This is a genomic window from Bremerella cremea, assembly GCF_003335505.1.
GTDB lineage: Bacteria > Planctomycetota > Planctomycetia > Pirellulales > Pirellulaceae > Bremerella > Bremerella cremea_A.
Map to the genome: position 1 here is coordinate 119,386 of NZ_QPEX01000044.1, position 18,733 is coordinate 138,118.

Here is an 18,733-nt window from a genome sequence, read left to right on the forward strand (position 1 = left end):
CGGCTTCGCAAAGAATTCATCCTAGTCTGGTTGTGATTTATTTTCCAACGATCGAAAGCCTACATTCCCCAAGAACGAAACCATCCGTAGAGGTTATGACGGTTGCCCCTGAACTTTCGTTCCCACAAGCGCATAAAAAAACGCGGAACAGGTAAGTTCCGCGTTAAAACGACAGCTAAATCCAACGGTTTTAGCCGTTGGCTGGACGCTGTGCGGATGGGATAACCCGCTTCTGAATGTCGGTTTCCAGCGTGCCAAAGGCGGCCTCATGACGCTGAACGGCCATGTGCAGGGCACCCAGCATACGCTTGGCGGTGTAATAGTTCAAAATGATTCGCTCGTTGACCTTGATCTTCTCTTGCGAGGCAACCATCGGCTGCGTATTCAAACCGAAGTCAATGATCAGTTCTTCCGGTGTTCCGGTAACACGGCAGAAGTTCGCGTAACAAGCGATCGCACCAGATTCATCCAGTTCCACTTGTTTATGAGCAGGAGGAGCGGCTGGTTGTTCTTTGGTTTCAGGGGCGTCAGACATGGTCTCTATCTCCTTAGGATTTAAGCTTTACCATTGAAGGTACTGGGCTAGTTTAGTAGGGCATTCGCGTCCGATGAGATACCCCTTACCTAGTTTGGCAGAACAAGTTGTGGCATCAACCAGACCTAAACCGCAGAACCGAAACAATTGGATCTTTGTTGGCCCGTCTGCGTAAATTAGCGACTACAGGTAGAAATGGAAGGTGCGAGAAATGTATCGCCAGAGACGAGTTCCCAGCGGTTCCCACTTCACCCACACTTTGGCACGACCACGCATTCCCAGCTTCAACCCCTCTTCACCTTCGGCTAAAGGAACCTGAGCAGGGAAGGTCGCGTTTTGTGGACGTAGCCGGCCAGTATCTTTATCGCTGATCGTTGGCAGTTCGCCCCCCGATTGCGTGCTGAGCGCAGGAGGCACAAATTCGACTTCGGAGCTTCCCATCACGGCGATACGTCCCTTGAAGGTGCGTCCCGGGAAGGCATCGAGCTTGATTTCGACTTCCTGGTCAGGATGAACCAATTCGATGTAATCTTGATCGATGTAAAGGACCGCTTCCATTTCGTCGGCGTGGCCAATCTGGCACAAGATATCACTCGTTGACAGGCGCGCTCCACGATTCTTGGCATCAAATACCGAGCCTGACCATTCCGGCAAGCGGCCATCGCCATTGTTGCTAGATGCTTTATCGGGAACCGGGTAAATTGTTCCATCGAATGGCGCAGGCACATCAATCTGAGCCACTTGCTGCCGCTTCTTTTCTAGCTGTTGGCGCACAGATTTGAGTTGTTCTTTCACTTCGGCGAACGTTTGCTCGTATTCCGAACTATCGCTGGCTCGTAACAATTGGCGGTCGGTCGATTTGAGCAGGTCTTCCAGCCCTTCTTCTTCGTTCTCGAGCTCTACGAGTTCGAGCGTTAAGTCGAGGTTCGACACTCGAGCCAGCTTCGTTCCCTTAGTAACGTGCTGCCCAGGCTGGACCAAGACCTCTTCCAGTTGACCAGGTACCACCACAAACACGCTTTCGGTATTGGGTGGTTGGATTTCGACCGGGCACTTTACCCACTGGGGGACGGGAATATAAATGAATCCCGCGATTACCGCCGCCACGGCTGTAGCGGTAATCAACACATTTTTCCGCTTCACCTGTGCCATTCTCCCAGGGACATACAGGAACTTCCACAATTGATACAACGGCATCACCACCAGGCCGTAGACACCGGCCAAGGCAATCATCTGCCCAATCACCTTCAAACCATAGGGCTCGAAGACTTTGTTCAAAAATAGCATGATCGACGCGGTCACCACCAAGCGATACAGGTTCGAGGCGACCGTATACAAACCAAAGAAAAACTGGTTGCGTTCCGGCAGGAAAGGATCGTCTGGTGGATCCAGGCCGAGAAAATACTTCGACATAAACCGATGCAGCACGCTGCTGGCCTTTTGCCGCATATTCGGAACTTCCATGATGTCTGCCAGGATGTAGTAACCATCGTAGCGGAGCAGGGGGTTCCCGTTAAAAATCACGGTACTGACCGAACTGACAAACATCACCTGCAAAGCCAAGTGATTCAACAAGCCAGGCTCGCTAAACCACCACACGAATGTGGCGATCGAGGCCAGGAAAACTTCCACATACATCCCCGCCGCGCCGATCATCGCCCGATGCCACTTGTTCGGCAGCATCCACGAGTCCGACACATTGCAGTACAAGCAGGGCGTCATCACCAGGAACATAACCCCCAGTTCATGACATTCGCCGCCGTATCGCTTACAGGAAAGACCGTGGCCAAACTCGTGGCAGATCTTGGTCACCCCCAGCACAGCACCTAGAAGCAACCAGTTCGAAGGCCCAAAGAACTCTTGGAACGAGGGCAAACGCGACCGGAACACATCGTACTGCACAGCGACTAACAACAGCGCTGACGAGCAAAGCAACAACACAAAAATCATTGCAGGCAGCGTGAACAACCAGCGGGTATAAGGATTGAGTGCCGTCAGAATTCGATCAGGATCGATTCCTTTAAAACGGACCGCCAGGATGTTCGACATCAACTGCACGGTTTCTTTCCACTTCCGTTCGTCTCGACGCCCCTTCAATTGCCGCCCCTGATCCATCGCCGTGGTAATCACCAGGCCGCTGCGATGCAGGGTACCAATGAAGTGCTGTAAATCACTGAAGCTGATCTTCTGTGGCGCGTACTCTTTCTCGAAACGATCCTTGATATCTTGCAGCGATGTCTTCCCATCGAGCATGTTAAGGATCGCGTATTCTTCTTCCTGAAAGCGAAAGTAGTTCAGCCCCAGCGGTTCTTTAACGACCCAGTAACCGCGTCCCTGATAGGTATGCTGCCGCGCCGACAAGTCAGGCCGTGCTCGCAAGGGCAACGGTCGACTGCTACTGGCAACCAAACTGTCCTGAAGACTAACCAACGTCGAATACCTAGGATCGAAAAAGGGATAAGATCAAAGTGTTTTGCAAAATGGATTCAGTCGGCCACGCCGATTCCGGGCAGGTAGGCCCTACTTTTGCACGCCGGTAAAATTGGTTTGCATGGTCGAAGGTTGATCGGCATGAATGGTTACGCTGGCAATTCCGCCTGGACGCAGCAACCAGGAATTACCCTGTGGACGATTTTGCACTTCGACGGTGAAGTCGAAGTTACCGTTGGAATCAATTTCGGGGCTGGCAAAGACTACTGTCCCTTCAAACGTCACAGTACCGGATGGAATCGTGGCCACCACGGTCGCCGGTTTGCCGATGACCGTGCTTGGCAAATGCTCGTCGGCACTGAGCGAGCCATCCAGCTTCAATCGCTTGAGGCCGACCACTCGCATCAAAGGATCGCCAGGGCGAACCCATTCTCCTTCGTGACGATACTTTTGCACCACGATGCCATCAACTGGCGAAGTAATTTGGCAACGGTCGATCACGATTTGAGCGGCCTCCATTTCGGCCTGGGCTTCTCCGGCGGTCAAAGCGGCGACTTTGAAATTCATGTCGGCTTGCTCGGCTTGCAGCAACGCTTTTTCCCACTGCAACTTCGCCTTGCGAATCGTAATCGGAGCAATCGTTCCGCGAGCAGACTTGTTCGCCTCGACCATCAGTTCGTGTTCCGCCTGAGAGACTTCAGCGGCCTTGGCGGCGTATTTGATGTCGACATCGTTGGTGGCCTGTTCGGTGGCCTTGTCGAACTTTCGCTGGGCAATCTCGTGCTGTTTCTTCGGCACCGAGTCGTCGATCTGAGCCAGTAAGCCGCCTTGGGCGACATAGTTCCCCAGTTCAACAGGAATCTTCCGCAGCACGCCCGTTTCCTGAGCCGGGACGTTGACCTCGTCGATCAGCGATACCAGACAACGAGAGATGACAATATCTCCCGACGATTTAGGAGACGGAGCTTGCGCAGATACGATGCAGGGAATCAGCAGCGCGAAAACAACCGGGATGGCGTTGAATTTCGACATGGGGTTGTGACCTCGTGTACGTTGATACTCCGCGCTTCATTCTGCGGAAATACAAAGTGAAATAAGTTGTTGAATGAAAAACGCTGGTACTAGAACAAGATTCGAGATTGAACGAATTCAAACAGTTCGTGGAACCAGGTATAGCCTAGCGGAGCGGTGCCGCAGTGAACCTTAGCGGTCGCGGTCGCTCCCGCACGAAGGTTCTCGATGTCTTGTTTGTTGATAGCGACCTTCAACTTAACGACCTGCCCCTCATCAGCATCCGGCTGAGCCAAACGCTGAATGTCGGTTACGGTTCCTTCCAACTGGCGACCAGGATCGCTGGCCATGATGTAGGTCACTTTCAAGGCATCCGCACCAGGGTTATTTTCCAAGGCGTTTTGAATATGCTGGATTCGTTTCTCCGGCATTTTGATCTCTAAGATCCAATCACCCGCTGGATCGACCACCGTCATCAACACTTGGCCAGGAGTGACGTAACGCTGCATTAAGTTGTCGTGTACGTCCCACGAAACGACTTCGCCATCGATGGGACTAGCAACTTCCAGCTTGGCCAGTTTCTCTTCCACCAAGGCAACTTGCTGTTGTAAGTGGTTATAACGCTGACGTGCCTGGCCGAGCTCGATTGTGATCTGGGCGAGTTCCGAAGGGTTTCGCACCGTGTCGGGTCGACGTCGACGGAATTCCAAGTTCTCCATGCTAACGCGAGCTTTGTCGTAATCGCCGGTTAGCTGTTTGTACTGACGCTGCAGCTCGGTATTTCGGAGTTCCACCACGACTTGTCCTTGCTGGACATGGTCGCCGTGATTGACCAGCACTTTGGTCACTTCCCCTTCTTCATGCACAAACACTTCCCGCTGCATCACCGGGGTTAGAGTGGCCATGCCCGAAACTTTGAAGGGGGCTGGAATGAGGAACAAAGCGGCAATGATCGCGACTGCGGCAATCGAGACCAACACGGTCTTGGGCAGATTGCGAGCCGATACCAAGACCTTCGACTTACCCAACAGCCGCCAGACTGGTGTCAGGGGAATCGAGTTGTAGTCGATTGCGTTGGCGAGGGCTCGGCTACTGTGTTCCGAGATCAGCTCGACCCCTTTCGAGAATTCTTCCTGTTGAGAACTGTCTTCAATCTGTTCGACGACCAACGCTCCGAGGATTTCTCCTTGGTATTGGCGTTCCTGCTCTTCTTCTTCCCGCTTTTGATTGTCGGTGGCATGCTCTGGACGACGTAGCGGAATGATCGCGATGGTCTTGGTGTGCGACTCGTCTACATAATCGTGGACTGCCGTTTCCAATTGAGGCGAGAGGTCTTCGGTAACTCCGCTAAACCAGAACGGCTCGCCGGTTTCGATCACCCGCGAAGCCAGCTTGCCCAAGAGTTGAACCTGAGTCGAGCGGGTGTCGAAGACATCCTGGCCACTCACCGCTTCCACTTTCCACTTACCGCGACGCAAGACAACCGAGACTCGGTCGCAGCCAATTAAACGGCGGCCTTCGTTGGCGATGGTATATGCGGTTTGACGTAGATCGAGGTTTTCGTGGACAGCCCGCGAGAACTGTTCGATCTTCGACCACAGAGACTGTCGATCGGAGAAATCTCGTAGCTTCCGGGTTTTAAACCATTCGGTTGCCAACCCGCACATTTGTTCGAGGAACTTCAAATAGCCACGTTGGCTATTGGGGGCCGAGTTCGGTCGCTGGAAGATCTCGATGACCCCTTCGACCTTATCTTCGACCTGAATCGGAGCAACCACCAGCAGCTGGTTGGTGGGATTGCCAGCCGAGTTCTCTTCAGCTCCTCCCGATTGCGGCGCCAAAAGTTGAGCGTCGGCCCCTTGGAACATATTTTGAATCAATCGCAAGTGGCGAATGCCTTCGTCACTCTGAGGGTCGATCAGGCCACGGCTAAGATTAATTTGGTAAACGAGCTGAGGGCGACGTTGATCGTCGTATACCCACGCCGCACCGCCGACGGCCGCCAAGGCGGAAACGACCTTGGGGAGGACATCCTTAAAGTATTCTTCCGGAGGAACATCCCGTTTGGAAAGCTGGGCAATTTCTTGAATCAGCCCGCGAATCTGCTTCTTGGTGCTTTCCAGGGTCTCGGGATTCACTGATGAGGGCTCGGTGGACATGCCGGGACTATTCATAATGGAATCTAAAAGGTTAGGGCCGATCGATTCGCGATCGTAGAAACCTACGTCTCACCATAACAAGCGAGTTGAGAATCGAAAATCTTGAAAGCTGAAAAGGGGGTAACCAAACACACTCTGCGGTAGGATGTAGGGATAAGTGGGATCATATTGCCGCTGACCTCTACTCAACCGATGGCTCGATTGTTCGTTTCCTGCAGGAACTTACGGTAAGAATCCCGACGAAAGGTGCCGTAATGTTGCCGTTGGAATGCAACATTCGATGGGCACCTAGCGAACTTCGTTCCATCATGTTCCCAAAGTGCAACACACTGGCTAATCTGGCGAATCCAGGTAAGGATCTTGGCCCATTTCACGGTGCATTTTCTTTCGCTGCTTCTCGTGATGCAGGAGGACCTTGCGATCACCGAAGTGCTTGCTCTCGATGCGACGCTGGGCTTTTCGGAAAAGTTTGGCGTAAGCTGGCAGCTCTCCGGTTTGTTTTTCGCCGAAAGCGACCAGTTTTTTGTATCGTTTGGGGCCAAGGCCAATGAGTAGGCAATCGTCGTCCAAGGCCATGAACTGTCTTGTGCTGCCGGGGTCACCCTGACGGCCACATCGACCAACTAACTGACGGTCGATACGGGCAGAGTCGTGCATCTCGGTACAAATCACATGCAAGCCGCCCAACGCATGCACGCCTTCGCCCAGCTTGATGTCGGTACCGCGACCGGCCATGTTCGTGGCGACGGTGACTTTGCCTGGCTGGCCGGCTCGCGACACAATGTCGGCTTCAACGGCGACTTGGTGAGCGTTCAGCACTTCATGCTCGATGCCGGCGTCTTGCAATAGCTTCGAGAGCTCTTCGCTTTTTTCAATAGTACGGGTACCGACCAAGATAGGACGCCCCGAGGCATTAATTTCGCGAATCTCATCCACAATGGCGGCCCACTTTGCATCTGCGCTGCCGAAAACTCGATCAGGCCAAATCTTTCGTTGCGGGATGCGGTTGGTAGGACACTTGATGACGTTTAACTTGTAGATCTTCTTGAATTCCCCTTTGGAACTCGAAGCGGTACCGGTCATGCCTCCGAGATGGCGATAGCGGAGAAACAAGTCTTGCACCGTGATTCGTGCTGCCTGACCGGTCGCCACGGTTACCTCAACCCCTTCTTTGGCTTCAATCGCTTGGTGGATGCCGTAGCTCCACTTACGTCCTTCTGCGATACGTCCGGTCGATTCGTCGACGATCACCACTTCGCCATCGATAATCACGTAATGCTGACCACTATGAAAATCGCGATTCACTTTGATCGCACGTTCTACGTAGTCATACAGATCGACCAGACCAACCGTATCAAGCAACTTGGGCTTGGGGATTTGCCGGACTAAGAGTCGTCCGGTTACGGTTAGCTCGACCGATTTTTTGTCGTGATCGTATTCGAAGTGGTCGTCTTCCACAAATTCTGGCTCGGCGTGAGCAGCCCACTGATGACACGCCACGGCGACTTTTTCGGCTTCGCCTGGGATTGCACTAATCACCAACGGCGTACGGGCATCGTCGATCAGCACGCTATCGGCTTCGTCGACCAGGGCAAAGAAGTGTTCGCGTTGAACGGGCTCCTCGTTCTGCTCTTTCTTTCCAGCTAGCAGCGGGCCAAGCACACCCAGGCCTTGCTCTCGAGTTTGGCGGATGAGCAAGCGGTCGCGGAGGAAGTCGAAACCGAACTCTTTCGAGGTGCCATAAGTAATATCGCAAGAATACGCTTTTCGGCGGTCATCTGAGGACATTTGGGATTCAATCACCCCCACAGTCATCCCCAGCATTTTGTAAACCGGCATCATCAGCTCGGCATCGCGGGCGGCCAGGTAATCGTTCACCGTGGCGACATGAACCCCTTTGCCAGGCAAAGCGTAAAGGTAGGTCGGCAGGGTAGCCGTTAGCGTTTTCCCTTCACCTGTTTCCATTTCAGCGATGGCGCCATCGAACATGATCATCCCGCCGATTAGCTGCACTTCGTAGTGCCGCATGTTCATCGTGCGGGCCCCGGCAATCCGCACCAGGGCAAACGCCTCGGGCAGTAATTTGTGCAACGGTTCGCCACTTTTGGCTCGGTGTCGCAGGCCTAAGCTGTATTTTCGTAGTTCCCGATCCGAGAGGTCTTTTAACTCGCTTTCAAACCGATCGATCACCGGCAGCTGGGCTACAAAGCGAGCCAACCCTTGCTTGGTCAGCTGGGAATAGATCGAGCCAACGGGATTGGCGCGAAACTTCCGGGGCTCTCCCCGTTTGGGTGGGGCAGGCTTTTCGGTAGGTTCCGTCTCGGGCGGGTCTAGCGTCGTTTGATTCGTGTCCAACGGGTTCGATCCCCAGTCTTACTTTCGATTAGGCAATGACAAGGCGTCTTAATAATAGACCTCGTCAGATTTTAGTATGGCGGACAACCCCTTCCGTTCCCATGATTTGGTAGCACATTCCTAAGAATTACATTTCAACGATGACCTTCAACTCTGCGTAACCGCTAAACCCATCCCATCTATCCCATTGCACCTATTCACCCTCTTTAGTCGGGTGTTGGTACGCATCTGCGGAGAATTCCGTTTATACGGATTGGATGCAGCTTTTTACTTAACCGGCACACATCGAATCGCCGACATTTCTAATACGTCCGGAATAATCGTACGCGGACCGTTCGAGTGCAGGGCAAGCGTCCTGACAACAGAAACTAAACCGCCGGGGTGAAAATGGCCAACAGCTGGCGGAATTCACCGTTGGCCAAGTCGATTTTGGATGTCCATACGACGCAAGCGGTAGCTCTTGTTTCTCCTTCCAATTGTTCGGAACGAGGCAGGGCCTTGGGAGCGACAGCATTAGTTTGCGAGCACACAACATGAAGCTTAACTACTCCACCCTAGCTTTCTCGATCGTTGCCGTGGTTCTCGGAACCAGCCGATCTTTCGCCCAAGAGGGCTATGCTCCGATGGGATCACCATATCCTGTTGGCGCGCCCGCTCCCTATGACCCTGCTGGCATGCAACCTCCGGGAATGATGCCACAAGGTTACGGACCTGGACCAATGGGTCCGGCTCCGATGATGGGACCGGCACCTCATGCCCAAATGGCGGCGGCACCTGGCTACGGCCAAGTGTCCCCTGTCTCGTACGATCCTTCGATGTACGAACCGGCAGGCGATTACATTGAATACGATAACTATGCCGCAGCTGGCTACGATGATTGCGGCGACGGTTGCTCTTTGCCACCGCGTGCCTACGGTAGCTTCGAGGGCATGATGGTTTGGCGAAAGGGTGGTAACTACCCGCCGATCCTTACCACCAGTGCCAACGCAGATCGTGGTATCCTGGGAAATCCCAGCACTCAGATCATTTGGGGCGACGGTAACGAGCATGGCAACCCAACCGTTGGCGGTCGCCTGACGCTTGGCCTGTGGCTAGATGATTACCAAAACTGGAGCGTGGGTGGTCGATTCATGGCTTTGGAAGATCAAAGTCTGGGCTACACGGCAACTTCAGCCCAGTTCCCAGTGCTTGCCTATCCATTCTTCGACTTGAACGCGAACCTGCAAAACTCCATTTTGGTTGCCTTGCCTGGTACGGGCTCCGGTGCTGCAAACAACACAACGGTCAACCTAGTTAACCGCAATACGTTCTACATGGGCGATGCGTTTCTGACCAAGCATATTTACACCAATAACGGCAACCGCTGGGACTTCGTTGGTGGTTACACCTACTTCAAGATGGAAGACGGGTTCCACAACGATGCGACCTTCACCGTGCAAGATGCAGGTGGTGGCACTTACAGCCAAGGGGACGTTGTTCAATACAGCGATCGCTTTGACGCCAACAACGAATTCCACGGTGGTCATGTCGGCTTGATGGCTGAGTTCCAAGATGGCCCATTCAGCTGGCGTGCCATGGGTAAGCTTGCCTTGGGTAACTCGCACCAGGAAGCAACCGTCTCGGGGCTAACCACCGTCAACGGTAGTTTTTCTCAGGATGAAGGGGTTTACGCCCTGGCAAGCAATTCCGGTTCATTCAGCCGAAACAAGTTTGTCTATGTTCCTGAAATCAACATCGACATGATTTATGCCTACAACTGCAACCTCGACCTCAAACTCGGTGCGACGTTCATCTACTTCAACGACATCGTCACCGGCGGGGCTTTGGTCAACAACAACATCAATCCCAACGGATCGGCCCCGGTCTTCCAGTTCAACGAACAGGAATATTGGATTCTGGGCATGACCGCTGGTGTGGAATATCATTACTAATCGCAGCTTGAAAAAGCAGCGACAAGAAAGCAAAGAGCCCGCATTCGGAAACGAAGCGGGCTCTTTTTTTTATTGGATGTTGGTTAACCAACCACGATTAAAGGTTGGCAAACGCCGCATCGACCGCAGCCAGGTTCGTCATCACTTGCGAACCGGAACCGCTGATGCGAATGATAACGCCTTCCGCGGTTTCGGCGACGACCACGTAACCAGGCATCGATGGCGAGAAGGCCTGGACTACGTATTGCGAGTTCTCTTGTCCTTCGACACTCACCTCAAAGGCAACCTGCATCGACTTGGTAGCCGGATCGAGATAGATGTAATCCGAGTTGATATTCACCAACCGGTCCCATCCTTCGTCCACTGAGTACCATTCTAAGGTCGCGGTGCCACCACTCTTAGAGAATGCTAGAGTGATGCTGTCTTCCGAGACGGAAGCCATCTGGTCTAACCGGCTAATATACTGGTAATCGCGACCACGGTAGCCAAAGTTCAGACCGGAATAACGGCCTGGCTGGCCATTACCAATTCCGATGCCGCTGATTTCGTTACCAGTGATGGTGAAATCACCTGCCGTCGTTTTGCCCTTACGAGTAAAGCGAGGATCGACCACGCGAACCGAGTAGTTGCCTTCATCAAATCCGCTGAAGCTGTAAGTTCCAAAGGCATCGGTACGGGTAGTGGCAATCACGGCTCCGGTTGCGGAATTGACCAGTTCCAAGTCAACGCCGCCAATCCGAACTTCGGCACTGGCTTCGATGTCAAGGTTTTCGTCAACCACACCGTCATTGTCGGCGTCGAAGTAAACCACACCTTCAATCAGACTGTCCAACTGCGTTTTGAAAGTCAGCGTGCCGGTAGCGGTTTGTTCACCACCATCGGAAACGACATATTGGACCGACTCCGTCAGACCAGGAAAGTTGGAAGTGTACACGAAAGCTCCGGTTGGCTGATCGTTCAAGTCGAGAATCGGAGTAAACGTCCCCTGGAGGTTCGCCGGAACAATGAACTCGACGAAAGTCAACGTTTCATTTTCGTCTGCTCCGCCTTGCAGCGAGGCGTAGTCCAACGCGTTGCCGATGAGCGGCACCCCCTCTTCTATGGTGAAGAATCTATCGTTAGCAATCGGCGCGTCATCGACTTTCGAGATGGCAACCAAAACATCTGCCGAGGAGGTGCCAGCGTTATCAGATGCTCCAGAATCGGTGATCGTATAGCTGAAGCTTTCGTTGATACCACCCAAGTTACTCGGCACTTGATAGAGCAAGACTTGGTGCGAGGTGATGCCCGTCGCCGCGATTTCAGCCACGCTTTGGGCATTGGTTTGAATCGACACACTACCGTTGGTAGGCTGGGTGATCGAATCAATATTGAAGCGGCTACGATCCCCAGTGACTGCGTTCAAAGCCGAATCCAGGTCGTTGGCCAGAACATCTAGAACGTAATACTGTACGCCACCGATGGTGACTACCGGAGGGGTGCTGTTTGCATCGTCGCCGAAGTAATCTTCGTTGACATTGTAAGAATCGAAGTTAGCTCCACCGACTGGTGTGGCAGCAATATCAATGCTGACCTTGCCACCGTCGAAACGAACCAGTTCCTGCCCAACGGCCCCGGGAGCGTAGACTAATGTGGCGTTGAGGTTAACATCCGGGTCTTCGGTATCGTTTCCGCTACGTTCTTTCTGATTGAAGGCAACCTCAGTCGCTTCTGGATCTGGGGTTCCCAGCTCACTACTCAATGTGTAGTTGCGTACATCAATCTCAAAATCAACCGCACCTTCCGCGACAGCTCGGAACTTCACGCTCGCCAAGAGGAACCTTTGCGCACCATTCGCAGGAGCAGGTGCATAGATACCACCCATCCACAATAGCTTATCGGCTGTGCTGAATTGATTGTCGTTCGCATTCTTGCCACCGTAGGGCGTCACGTTGCTAGGAACGTCGCCAGTTTGCGAGCTAAAGCCTGGCCCCATCTGGATGTCGGTAGAAGGATTTTGGATCGTCAGCTTAGACGAATCAAACTTAATGTCCGCAAACGCTTGTGAAAAACCAGACGGGGTCTCTGATACGTCCGTGACATAAATGTTTAAGGTAAACGTATCGTTGAGAGCGACGTTTGCAGATCCACCTTCGGTGGTCGTGTTCGAGTCGTATACGATTTCAACATCGTAGTCGGCCCGAAAAGAGGGAGCAGCGACTTCAGGCTCACCTTCCAAAGTCAACGCATCCATCGCGCTCAGAAGATCGCGTTGAGTGAGCTTCCCGTCGTTATCGACGTCAAGATAAAGGGATTGTTCCCCTTCCAGCAGACCACTCTTGGCAGAAAACGAGCCAAGTTTCATGGTCTTTAGTTCGCCGACCAAGATCTCGATATCTTGTTGGTCAAGCACCCCATCCGAGTTTACATCGGTAGGTAGAATTTCATTATGCCAGGGGGCCCCGACATCCCCAGCCAGCATGGACCGGGTTTCGAGTTGCTCCATTCGGCGAAGACCGCGTTGCCGTTTGGCGCGTTTAAGGGAATGCGAGGGGACGCGGTGCTGGCGGCTCTTGGATTTTTTCATGGCGACCTACGGCAACCTATATTTTCGATTAGGCAAGTTACAAAATAAGCAGTTTAGGAAACTGAGGGGGCTTTTGCCGACGTTGTCCAGATTAATTAGCCCAATTGGCCTTTGCAAACTTTTTCTTCCGGTCAGCACATCCCTAACTGGAAGTAAATTTGCCGTCATCCACAAAGTTTCCGCATTCTACTAGCCACTTGGTCGCTGGCTGCCGGTCAGAAGTTCCGCGCGACTTGAAGAAAAAGTGCTGAATTTCGTAATATTGCAATCTGAGCCGGAACTATTGGCCTCGTCACACGTCAAATTGGTGTGGCATGCTGCGCTAAGGGGAGATAATTGGAATAACCCGCATAACCCCTAAAGTCTATTGCTGTTAAGGATTTACGTGATTGCGTTCGTCCCGACGTCAATTACGCTGAGACCTAGGCATGGGCATCGCCGCACGCCACTTTCGTACGATTTCCCCCTATTCGGTTCGTCCCAGGTCCGTCACCTGTTGGCTCTTACGATATTGCGAACATCATGAAAAAAGCTCGATCTCGCACCAATCTCCGCAATTCCATCTCCCGAAACTGGAAACATCAGGTCGGATTCGAAGCACTAGAAGTCCGCGAGATGCTGGACGCGTCGGGCGAATTGATTTCGCTCCGGCTGGAAGCAACCGACCTGAGTGGAAACCGGATCCAACAGGTGGCTCAAGGGGAGAGCTTTCTCGTCAAAGCCTACATCGAAGATCGCCGTGGCGATGCCGGTGTCACCGTGAATGTCGACACGGCCAACGATATTTTGGGCAATCCCTGGGGCTTTTTCACGGCTTACTTCAACGTAACCTATGATTCGGCCGGCTTCGATTTCGACGAAAGCTACGGAGTTCACCTTGGCTCGACGATTAACCCAGTCGCTGCGAACACGCCCGCCACGGATGTCGATGGGTACATCGGGCGACTTGGCGTTCAAAATATCGATATTAGCGGCAACTTGCACCCAACCGAGGTCGAGCTTCTCTCGTTCCGCATGATTGCCCAGCAGCCAGGAACATACAACATGGAAGAAGGAATCAATCCTCACTTCCATTTCGACGTGCTCGACTACGTCGAAAACCCCAACCAGCTTCCTGAAGACTGGGCCGTGAACTATGTCGACGGCGTGCCTCAGTTGCAACGCTTAACAGGTGACGAGTTCGTTGCCGCAACCGAAGATGCGGACGAATATTTCTCGCTTTATCATTATGGCCAGCAGCGGCTCACGGCGGAGAACCAGGTTTACTTTGAAGGGGTTGGCCTACAGGTGACTGCCGCAAATACGGCAGATTTCGAGGTTCGGTACGTGCTCGATCCGACACTTACCACCGGTGGCGAAGTCTCATCGCTGCCAGAGAACCTTGATTACATGGACGAGTGGGACTTTTTCTATGTCGAGGTATATGGCAAAGCCCCTGCCGGAAATTCCCTAATCAATGGCGTCGTAACGGTAGACTACAACGCCAATGACTTTGAGTTTGTCAAAGCAGTCGGTCGTAATGAAGATCCGACCAATCTTCGTTATTCGGTCTATTTAGCCGAAGCGGACGACGACAACGGCAGCGTAACGGTCGGCTTTAATACGCTTGCGACGAACTTAGGGGACGATCAATATGCCCTTATCGGTCGTATTCTGCTTCGCTCCAAGATGGAACTGTCGGTCGACTATACCAACGGCGAACTTCAGTCGACGCGATCATCGGTAGTATCGCTTTCCGATACGAGCGCAACCGTCATCAACAAAACGACCGACTTTGTTGCTATCGTCGACGGCACAACGCCAACCGGGGTAAGCTTCGATGTCTGGCCGGTTCTTTACGATGTGGCCAATGGTGAAGATCGCGTGGTTGGCTTGGCAGACTTCGCAGACTTTGTCATTGCGTTTGGTAAGACCGTAAACGGCGACCCCGAGGTACGCAAATTTGACTTCGATGACAACGGCAGCGTCGGCCTGAGCGACTTCAGCTACTTTGTGCAAAACTTCGGGCAATCGGCAGCGGTCAATTCAACGCGTATCTATCTGCCTGGTTATCCTGGCGACTTAAGCACCCCGCCAGCATTGATGGGTTCGTCGTTTCTGCTTGAGGGAGAACCCGTTGATAGCCGTTCGATCAGCAGCCAGCCGGTACCAGTTGCTGAAACGTCGCAGCTGGTAACGACAAACGCGACTTCTTCCGAGACGGTTACCCAAAGCCTGCTAATCCTGCCCGTAACCAGTACCAGTTCGACCGGTAGCTCAACACAACTGCCGGAAGAAAACAGCGGAACCGCAACCGATCCCACGACTTCGACTGATACTTACGTCGCCAAATTGGATGATCAGGACGACTTGATCGCAATGACGTCCAGTTCGTGGGATGACTCGTTGGCCTCGGAAGACGAAGAGACCAGCTTTGCCAACAGCGCCGACGAAGTATTAGCGTTGTGGGAAGATGAAGATCAGTTGTAAACCTTCGCTGGTCGTGGCACGCTCCATGGTCGGCTTTCCTTGCTATTCTTTTCGACGACCTTCGCGTTTGCTGCTGGATTAACGCATGCCCCAACCGAATCCGACTCGACGTTCCACCACGCAGCGTGGCGGCAGGAAGCGTGCTCATAAGCCGCTTCGACGAGTGGCAAGGTTGGAACAGCTCGAAGCGCGGCTTCCTCTTTCCTCGGTTCCTTGGGGAGCGCAAGACCTCGACACCGGCGAGTTCATGTTGGGAGACGTCGCCGTTTCCGTTGTCTTTTTCGAGTCGACCGGCAGCGGTATCAACAATACCGAAAACTGGACCGAGTCGCATCGCTCGGAAGTTAAACAGCGGATTGAAGAGGCGATGCAGTGGTGGGAAGATATGCTCGCCCAGGAATCGAGTGTTCACCAACTGAATTTCGATATCGATTACACCTACGCCGACAATCCCGTTCCAATTGGGATGGAACCGATCTCCCAGGCCGCCACTTCGTTTGAAACCTGGGCCGGTACGTTTCTGGATTATGTGGGTGCCGATCGCACCAACGAAATTGATAACGACGTCCGCCGCTTCAACAACCAACAGCGTATCGATCATAACGCGAACTGGGCGTTTACCATCTTTGTGATCAACGCCGAGAACGACTCGGACGGCTTGTTTGCACCAGGCAGTGTCCGCGGTGCTTTTTCAATCGCCGGGGGAGCTTTCATGGCGATCCCATCCGAGCGCCCCGCCAGTACGATCGCCCACGAAACTTCTCATCAGTTTTGGGCGATGGACGAATACGCCGCGTCTGGCGATTACACCGATACGCGTGGTTACTACAACACTCAAAACACCAACGCCAAAGATGGCAATCCGAACCCAGGTTCGATTGTAACAAGCTTGCTCGGCGATTCCGCAGCGCTCACCACGGCCTATGCCAACCACACCAGCAGCCCATCTTCGCTCGCGTCGATTGGCTGGCAAGACTCCGATGGGGATGGCCTGTTCGACGTATTCGACGTGCCGATGGAGTTTTCAGCTTCCTCCGCCTACGATCCAGCAACCAATCAGCTTCGTATCGTGGGGCACGGTTCCATTGGCGTTCTACCAAACATGAACTCGTGGGGGCTCCAGAATTCGCTGACGACCAATCGCATCAGCCATGTCGAGTATCGTGTCGACGGCGGGGACTGGCAGACAGGTCCAGTCATCGATGACTATACAGCCGATCTCGATTTCACCTTGCAATTGCCCACCGGCCAGCACGAAGTTGAAGTTCGCCTGGTCGACGCCACCGGAATGATTGAATCCAGCGTACTTACCGCTTCGACATCGCATATTGACTCGCTGGATGTCCATGGCTTTACCGGCTACGTCACTTACGATAGCAACAGCAACGGCAGCTACGATCCAGGGGAAACCGGGCTGGCGGGCTGGCAAGTTGTCGTGACCGATGCCCAGGGAAACCCGATCGTTTCGCAAACGATTATCGAACCGGACGACTACGACCAAGGGCATATTTTCTACGACCCGATTTATGGCGTTAGACTATCTGCTTTTGGCGGAGAAATTGATCCTGGCCTTGCGGACGTTTCCTCCCGGAACAGTTCGTTGTCGAGCACTGGTTCTCGCGGCTTCTACAACTATTCCGGCAATTCCTGGAGCAACCTCTGGTCGGAGCAACGTCAACTTAGAATGGACTTCGCCACGCCGGTGAGTCGTGTTTCGATTGACGCGATTGCTCAACTAGACGGCGATCGAGGCATTCTTGAGCTGTACGATGCCGATGACAATCTGTTAGGCCGCTATACCACGAGCGTCCTGGCGGCCGGCACATCAGAAACCATGTTGGTCGAACTTGATTCGGCTGTTGCCTCTTATGCCATCGCGCGAGGCCATTTAAACAACACAGACGATCCACACCGCCAGCCACTTTTGGTCGGCCTCGACAACCTTCAGATCGGCCGCCCCAATACCGCGACCACCAACGCGTTAGGGGCCTTTACGCTTCCATTCGATGTAATCGGCGATTACCGCCTAAAAGTGGCGCCAGGTAATGGACAGCAGGCGTTCTTTGCAGATATCGCTGGAACGAACGTTTCTCTAACTCCCCAAGCCGGTACCCAGCGCTCAAGTTTCTCGGTTTCGATCGCAGAAACCTCGTGGCACAATCCCATCGTTCGTGCGGATTTGAATCATGATGGCCTGGTCGACGATAGCGATATCAACTTAGTGCTTAGCGAATTGCAAAGCCCGGCCTTTACTGCTGGCTCGGCGACATCAAGTCGCCTGCTTGTGGCCACACACAGTAACGGCGATCCCTACCTCGACGTCAACGGAGATGGACGGTTCGACAAGCTCGATCTACTTTCTGTCATCGACGCCAAGACATTGCAAGACATCGATCTGAGTTCGCTCGCAGGGGAACCCGATTTCGTTTACGTTTTCACCCCGAGTGGCACTTCGACATCGCTAGGCGTTTCTCCGATCACGGAAGCGGAACCGTCCTCGGCGAGTTTGACCACGCCTACCGACGTATTCTCCTCGGATGTTGCCACGGTTTCCCACTTGGCATCTACTCGCTCAAACGAAATCACATGGTCTCCCGTGGCATTGCCAACGAGCGGCCTAGCCCAAATTGCTCGTGTGTCGACTTCGCGAGAGAGTAAACCGGTCCCCCGCGAGTTTTTAACCAGTGTTGCTCCTACGTTAGCGATGGGGCTTCAGAATGCTGCGTTGTTTGATGCCATTGCGTCGGACCAGGACGAAGACGAATCCTCTGCTGATCGCAGCAAGCGGGCCGCTGACGAATTCTTTGCCGACCTAGCCGACTCGGCCCTGATCGAGCCTAATGCTCTCTAACAGTTCACTTGGGCTGGGCTGACCTCGGTCTCTATATTTCCAAACCATGAGCTTGGGAAACACCTTCCTTTTGGGCAACAAAGATAAATCGACCGTCGCATAGTTTTTCTACCCCATCGGCGCGTTCTCGAAACCCTTCTACCCGCACTGATATCGACTTCGTCCCCACTTCATCGATTTCGGACTTCAATAGAATCAGGTCACCGACCTGGGCGCCGACAAGAAAGTTGATATCGGTGCAATGCACCGTGACGGCGTTATCGCAGCCGGTTGGCGAATCGTACAAAGCACGGCGGACATTCATTGCGGCAGCAATATCCATTTGACTTAACATTTCTCCGCCAAACACCATGGGGTACATGTAGTTCGTCATGTGCGGGAAAACAGTAAACGTCGTCTCAAAAGTACGGTAGCGAAAATTCATCC

10 protein-coding genes are annotated in these 18,733 nt (G+C 53.2%); 3 read left to right on the forward strand and 7 right to left on the reverse strand.

The window, feature by feature from the left end:
* Nucleotides 1–190: 190 nt before the first annotated feature.
* From DTL42_RS20085 to DTL42_RS20105, 5 genes are all read right to left on the reverse strand, one after another.
* Complete coding sequence (locus tag DTL42_RS20085; RefSeq protein WP_114371385.1) at nucleotides 191–535, reverse strand: DUF3467 domain-containing protein; 345 nt, start codon at nucleotides 533–535, stop codon at nucleotides 191–193.
* A gap of 183 nt (nucleotides 536–718) precedes the next feature.
* Nucleotides 719–2,965: an HlyD family efflux transporter periplasmic adaptor subunit gene (locus DTL42_RS20090; RefSeq protein ID WP_114371387.1), complete on the reverse strand. Its 2,247-nt coding sequence runs from the start codon at nucleotides 2,963–2,965 to the stop codon at nucleotides 719–721.
* A gap of 90 nt (nucleotides 2,966–3,055) precedes the next feature.
* A complete protein-coding gene (locus tag DTL42_RS20095) occupies nucleotides 3,056–3,997 on the reverse strand; it encodes an efflux RND transporter periplasmic adaptor subunit (protein ID WP_114371389.1) in 942 nt (313 codons plus the stop codon).
* A gap of 89 nt (nucleotides 3,998–4,086) precedes the next feature.
* A complete protein-coding gene (locus tag DTL42_RS20100; protein WP_158545488.1) occupies nucleotides 4,087–6,135 on the reverse strand; it encodes an HlyD family efflux transporter periplasmic adaptor subunit in 2,049 nt (682 codons plus the stop codon).
* A gap of 333 nt (nucleotides 6,136–6,468) precedes the next feature.
* Nucleotides 6,469–8,490: a preprotein translocase subunit SecA gene (locus DTL42_RS20105; RefSeq protein WP_114371393.1), complete on the reverse strand. Its 2,022-nt coding sequence runs from the start codon at nucleotides 8,488–8,490 to the stop codon at nucleotides 6,469–6,471.
* Between the two features lie 533 nt (nucleotides 8,491–9,023).
* Here DTL42_RS20105 and DTL42_RS20110 point away from each other — a divergent pair.
* Nucleotides 9,024–10,421 (forward strand): BBP7 family outer membrane beta-barrel protein, encoded by a 1,398-nt coding sequence (locus DTL42_RS20110; RefSeq protein WP_114371395.1) that lies wholly within the window; start codon nucleotides 9,024–9,026, stop codon nucleotides 10,419–10,421.
* Nucleotides 10,422–10,518: 97 nt separating this feature from the next.
* On the opposite strand, the gene DTL42_RS20115 is transcribed toward DTL42_RS20110, so the two are convergent.
* A complete protein-coding gene (locus tag DTL42_RS20115) occupies nucleotides 10,519–12,987 on the reverse strand; it encodes an SdrD B-like domain-containing protein (RefSeq protein ID WP_114371397.1) in 2,469 nt (822 codons plus the stop codon).
* Between the two features lie 522 nt (nucleotides 12,988–13,509).
* On the opposite strand from DTL42_RS20115, the gene DTL42_RS20120 reads away from it, so the two are divergent.
* Both DTL42_RS20120 and DTL42_RS20125 read left to right on the forward strand, forming a co-directional pair.
* Nucleotides 13,510–15,456, forward strand: a complete 1,947-nt coding sequence (locus tag DTL42_RS20120; protein ID WP_114371399.1) for a hypothetical protein — start codon at nucleotides 13,510–13,512, stop codon at nucleotides 15,454–15,456.
* A gap of 85 nt (nucleotides 15,457–15,541) precedes the next feature.
* On the forward strand, nucleotides 15,542–18,307 hold the full coding sequence (locus DTL42_RS20125; RefSeq protein WP_147274375.1) for a dockerin type I domain-containing protein: 2,766 nt from the start codon (nucleotides 15,542–15,544) through the stop codon (nucleotides 18,305–18,307).
* 31 nt (nucleotides 18,308–18,338) lie between these two features.
* On the opposite strand, the gene DTL42_RS20130 is transcribed toward DTL42_RS20125, so the two are convergent.
* Nucleotides 18,339–18,731: an acyl-CoA thioesterase gene (locus tag DTL42_RS20130; protein ID WP_114371403.1), complete on the reverse strand. Its 393-nt coding sequence runs from the start codon at nucleotides 18,729–18,731 to the stop codon at nucleotides 18,339–18,341.
* Nucleotides 18,732–18,733 lie beyond the last annotated feature (2 nt).

What these genes read in the sequence shown, in the direction of transcription:
- DTL42_RS20120 (WP_114371399.1), top strand. Translation starts at nt 13,510, where the DNA reads ATGAAAAAAGCTCGATCTCGCACCAATCTCCGCAATTCCATCTCCCGA.
- DTL42_RS20095 (WP_114371389.1), bottom strand. Translation starts at nt 3,997, where the DNA reads ATGTCGAAATTCAACGCCATCCCGGTTGTTTTCGCGCTGCTGATTCCC.
- DTL42_RS20125 (WP_147274375.1), top strand. Translation starts at nt 15,542, where the DNA reads ATGCCCCAACCGAATCCGACTCGACGTTCCACCACGCAGCGTGGCGGC.
- DTL42_RS20100 (WP_158545488.1), bottom strand. Translation starts at nt 6,135, where the DNA reads ATGTCCACCGAGCCCTCATCAGTGAATCCCGAGACCCTGGAAAGCACC.
- DTL42_RS20115 (WP_114371397.1), bottom strand. Translation starts at nt 12,987, where the DNA reads ATGAAAAAATCCAAGAGCCGCCAGCACCGCGTCCCCTCGCATTCCCTT.
- DTL42_RS20110 (WP_114371395.1), top strand. Translation starts at nt 9,024, where the DNA reads ATGAAGCTTAACTACTCCACCCTAGCTTTCTCGATCGTTGCCGTGGTT.
- DTL42_RS20130 (WP_114371403.1), bottom strand. Translation starts at nt 18,731, where the DNA reads ATGAATTTTCGCTACCGTACTTTTGAGACGACGTTTACTGTTTTCCCG.
- DTL42_RS20085 (WP_114371385.1), bottom strand. Translation starts at nt 535, where the DNA reads ATGTCTGACGCCCCTGAAACCAAAGAACAACCAGCCGCTCCTCCTGCT.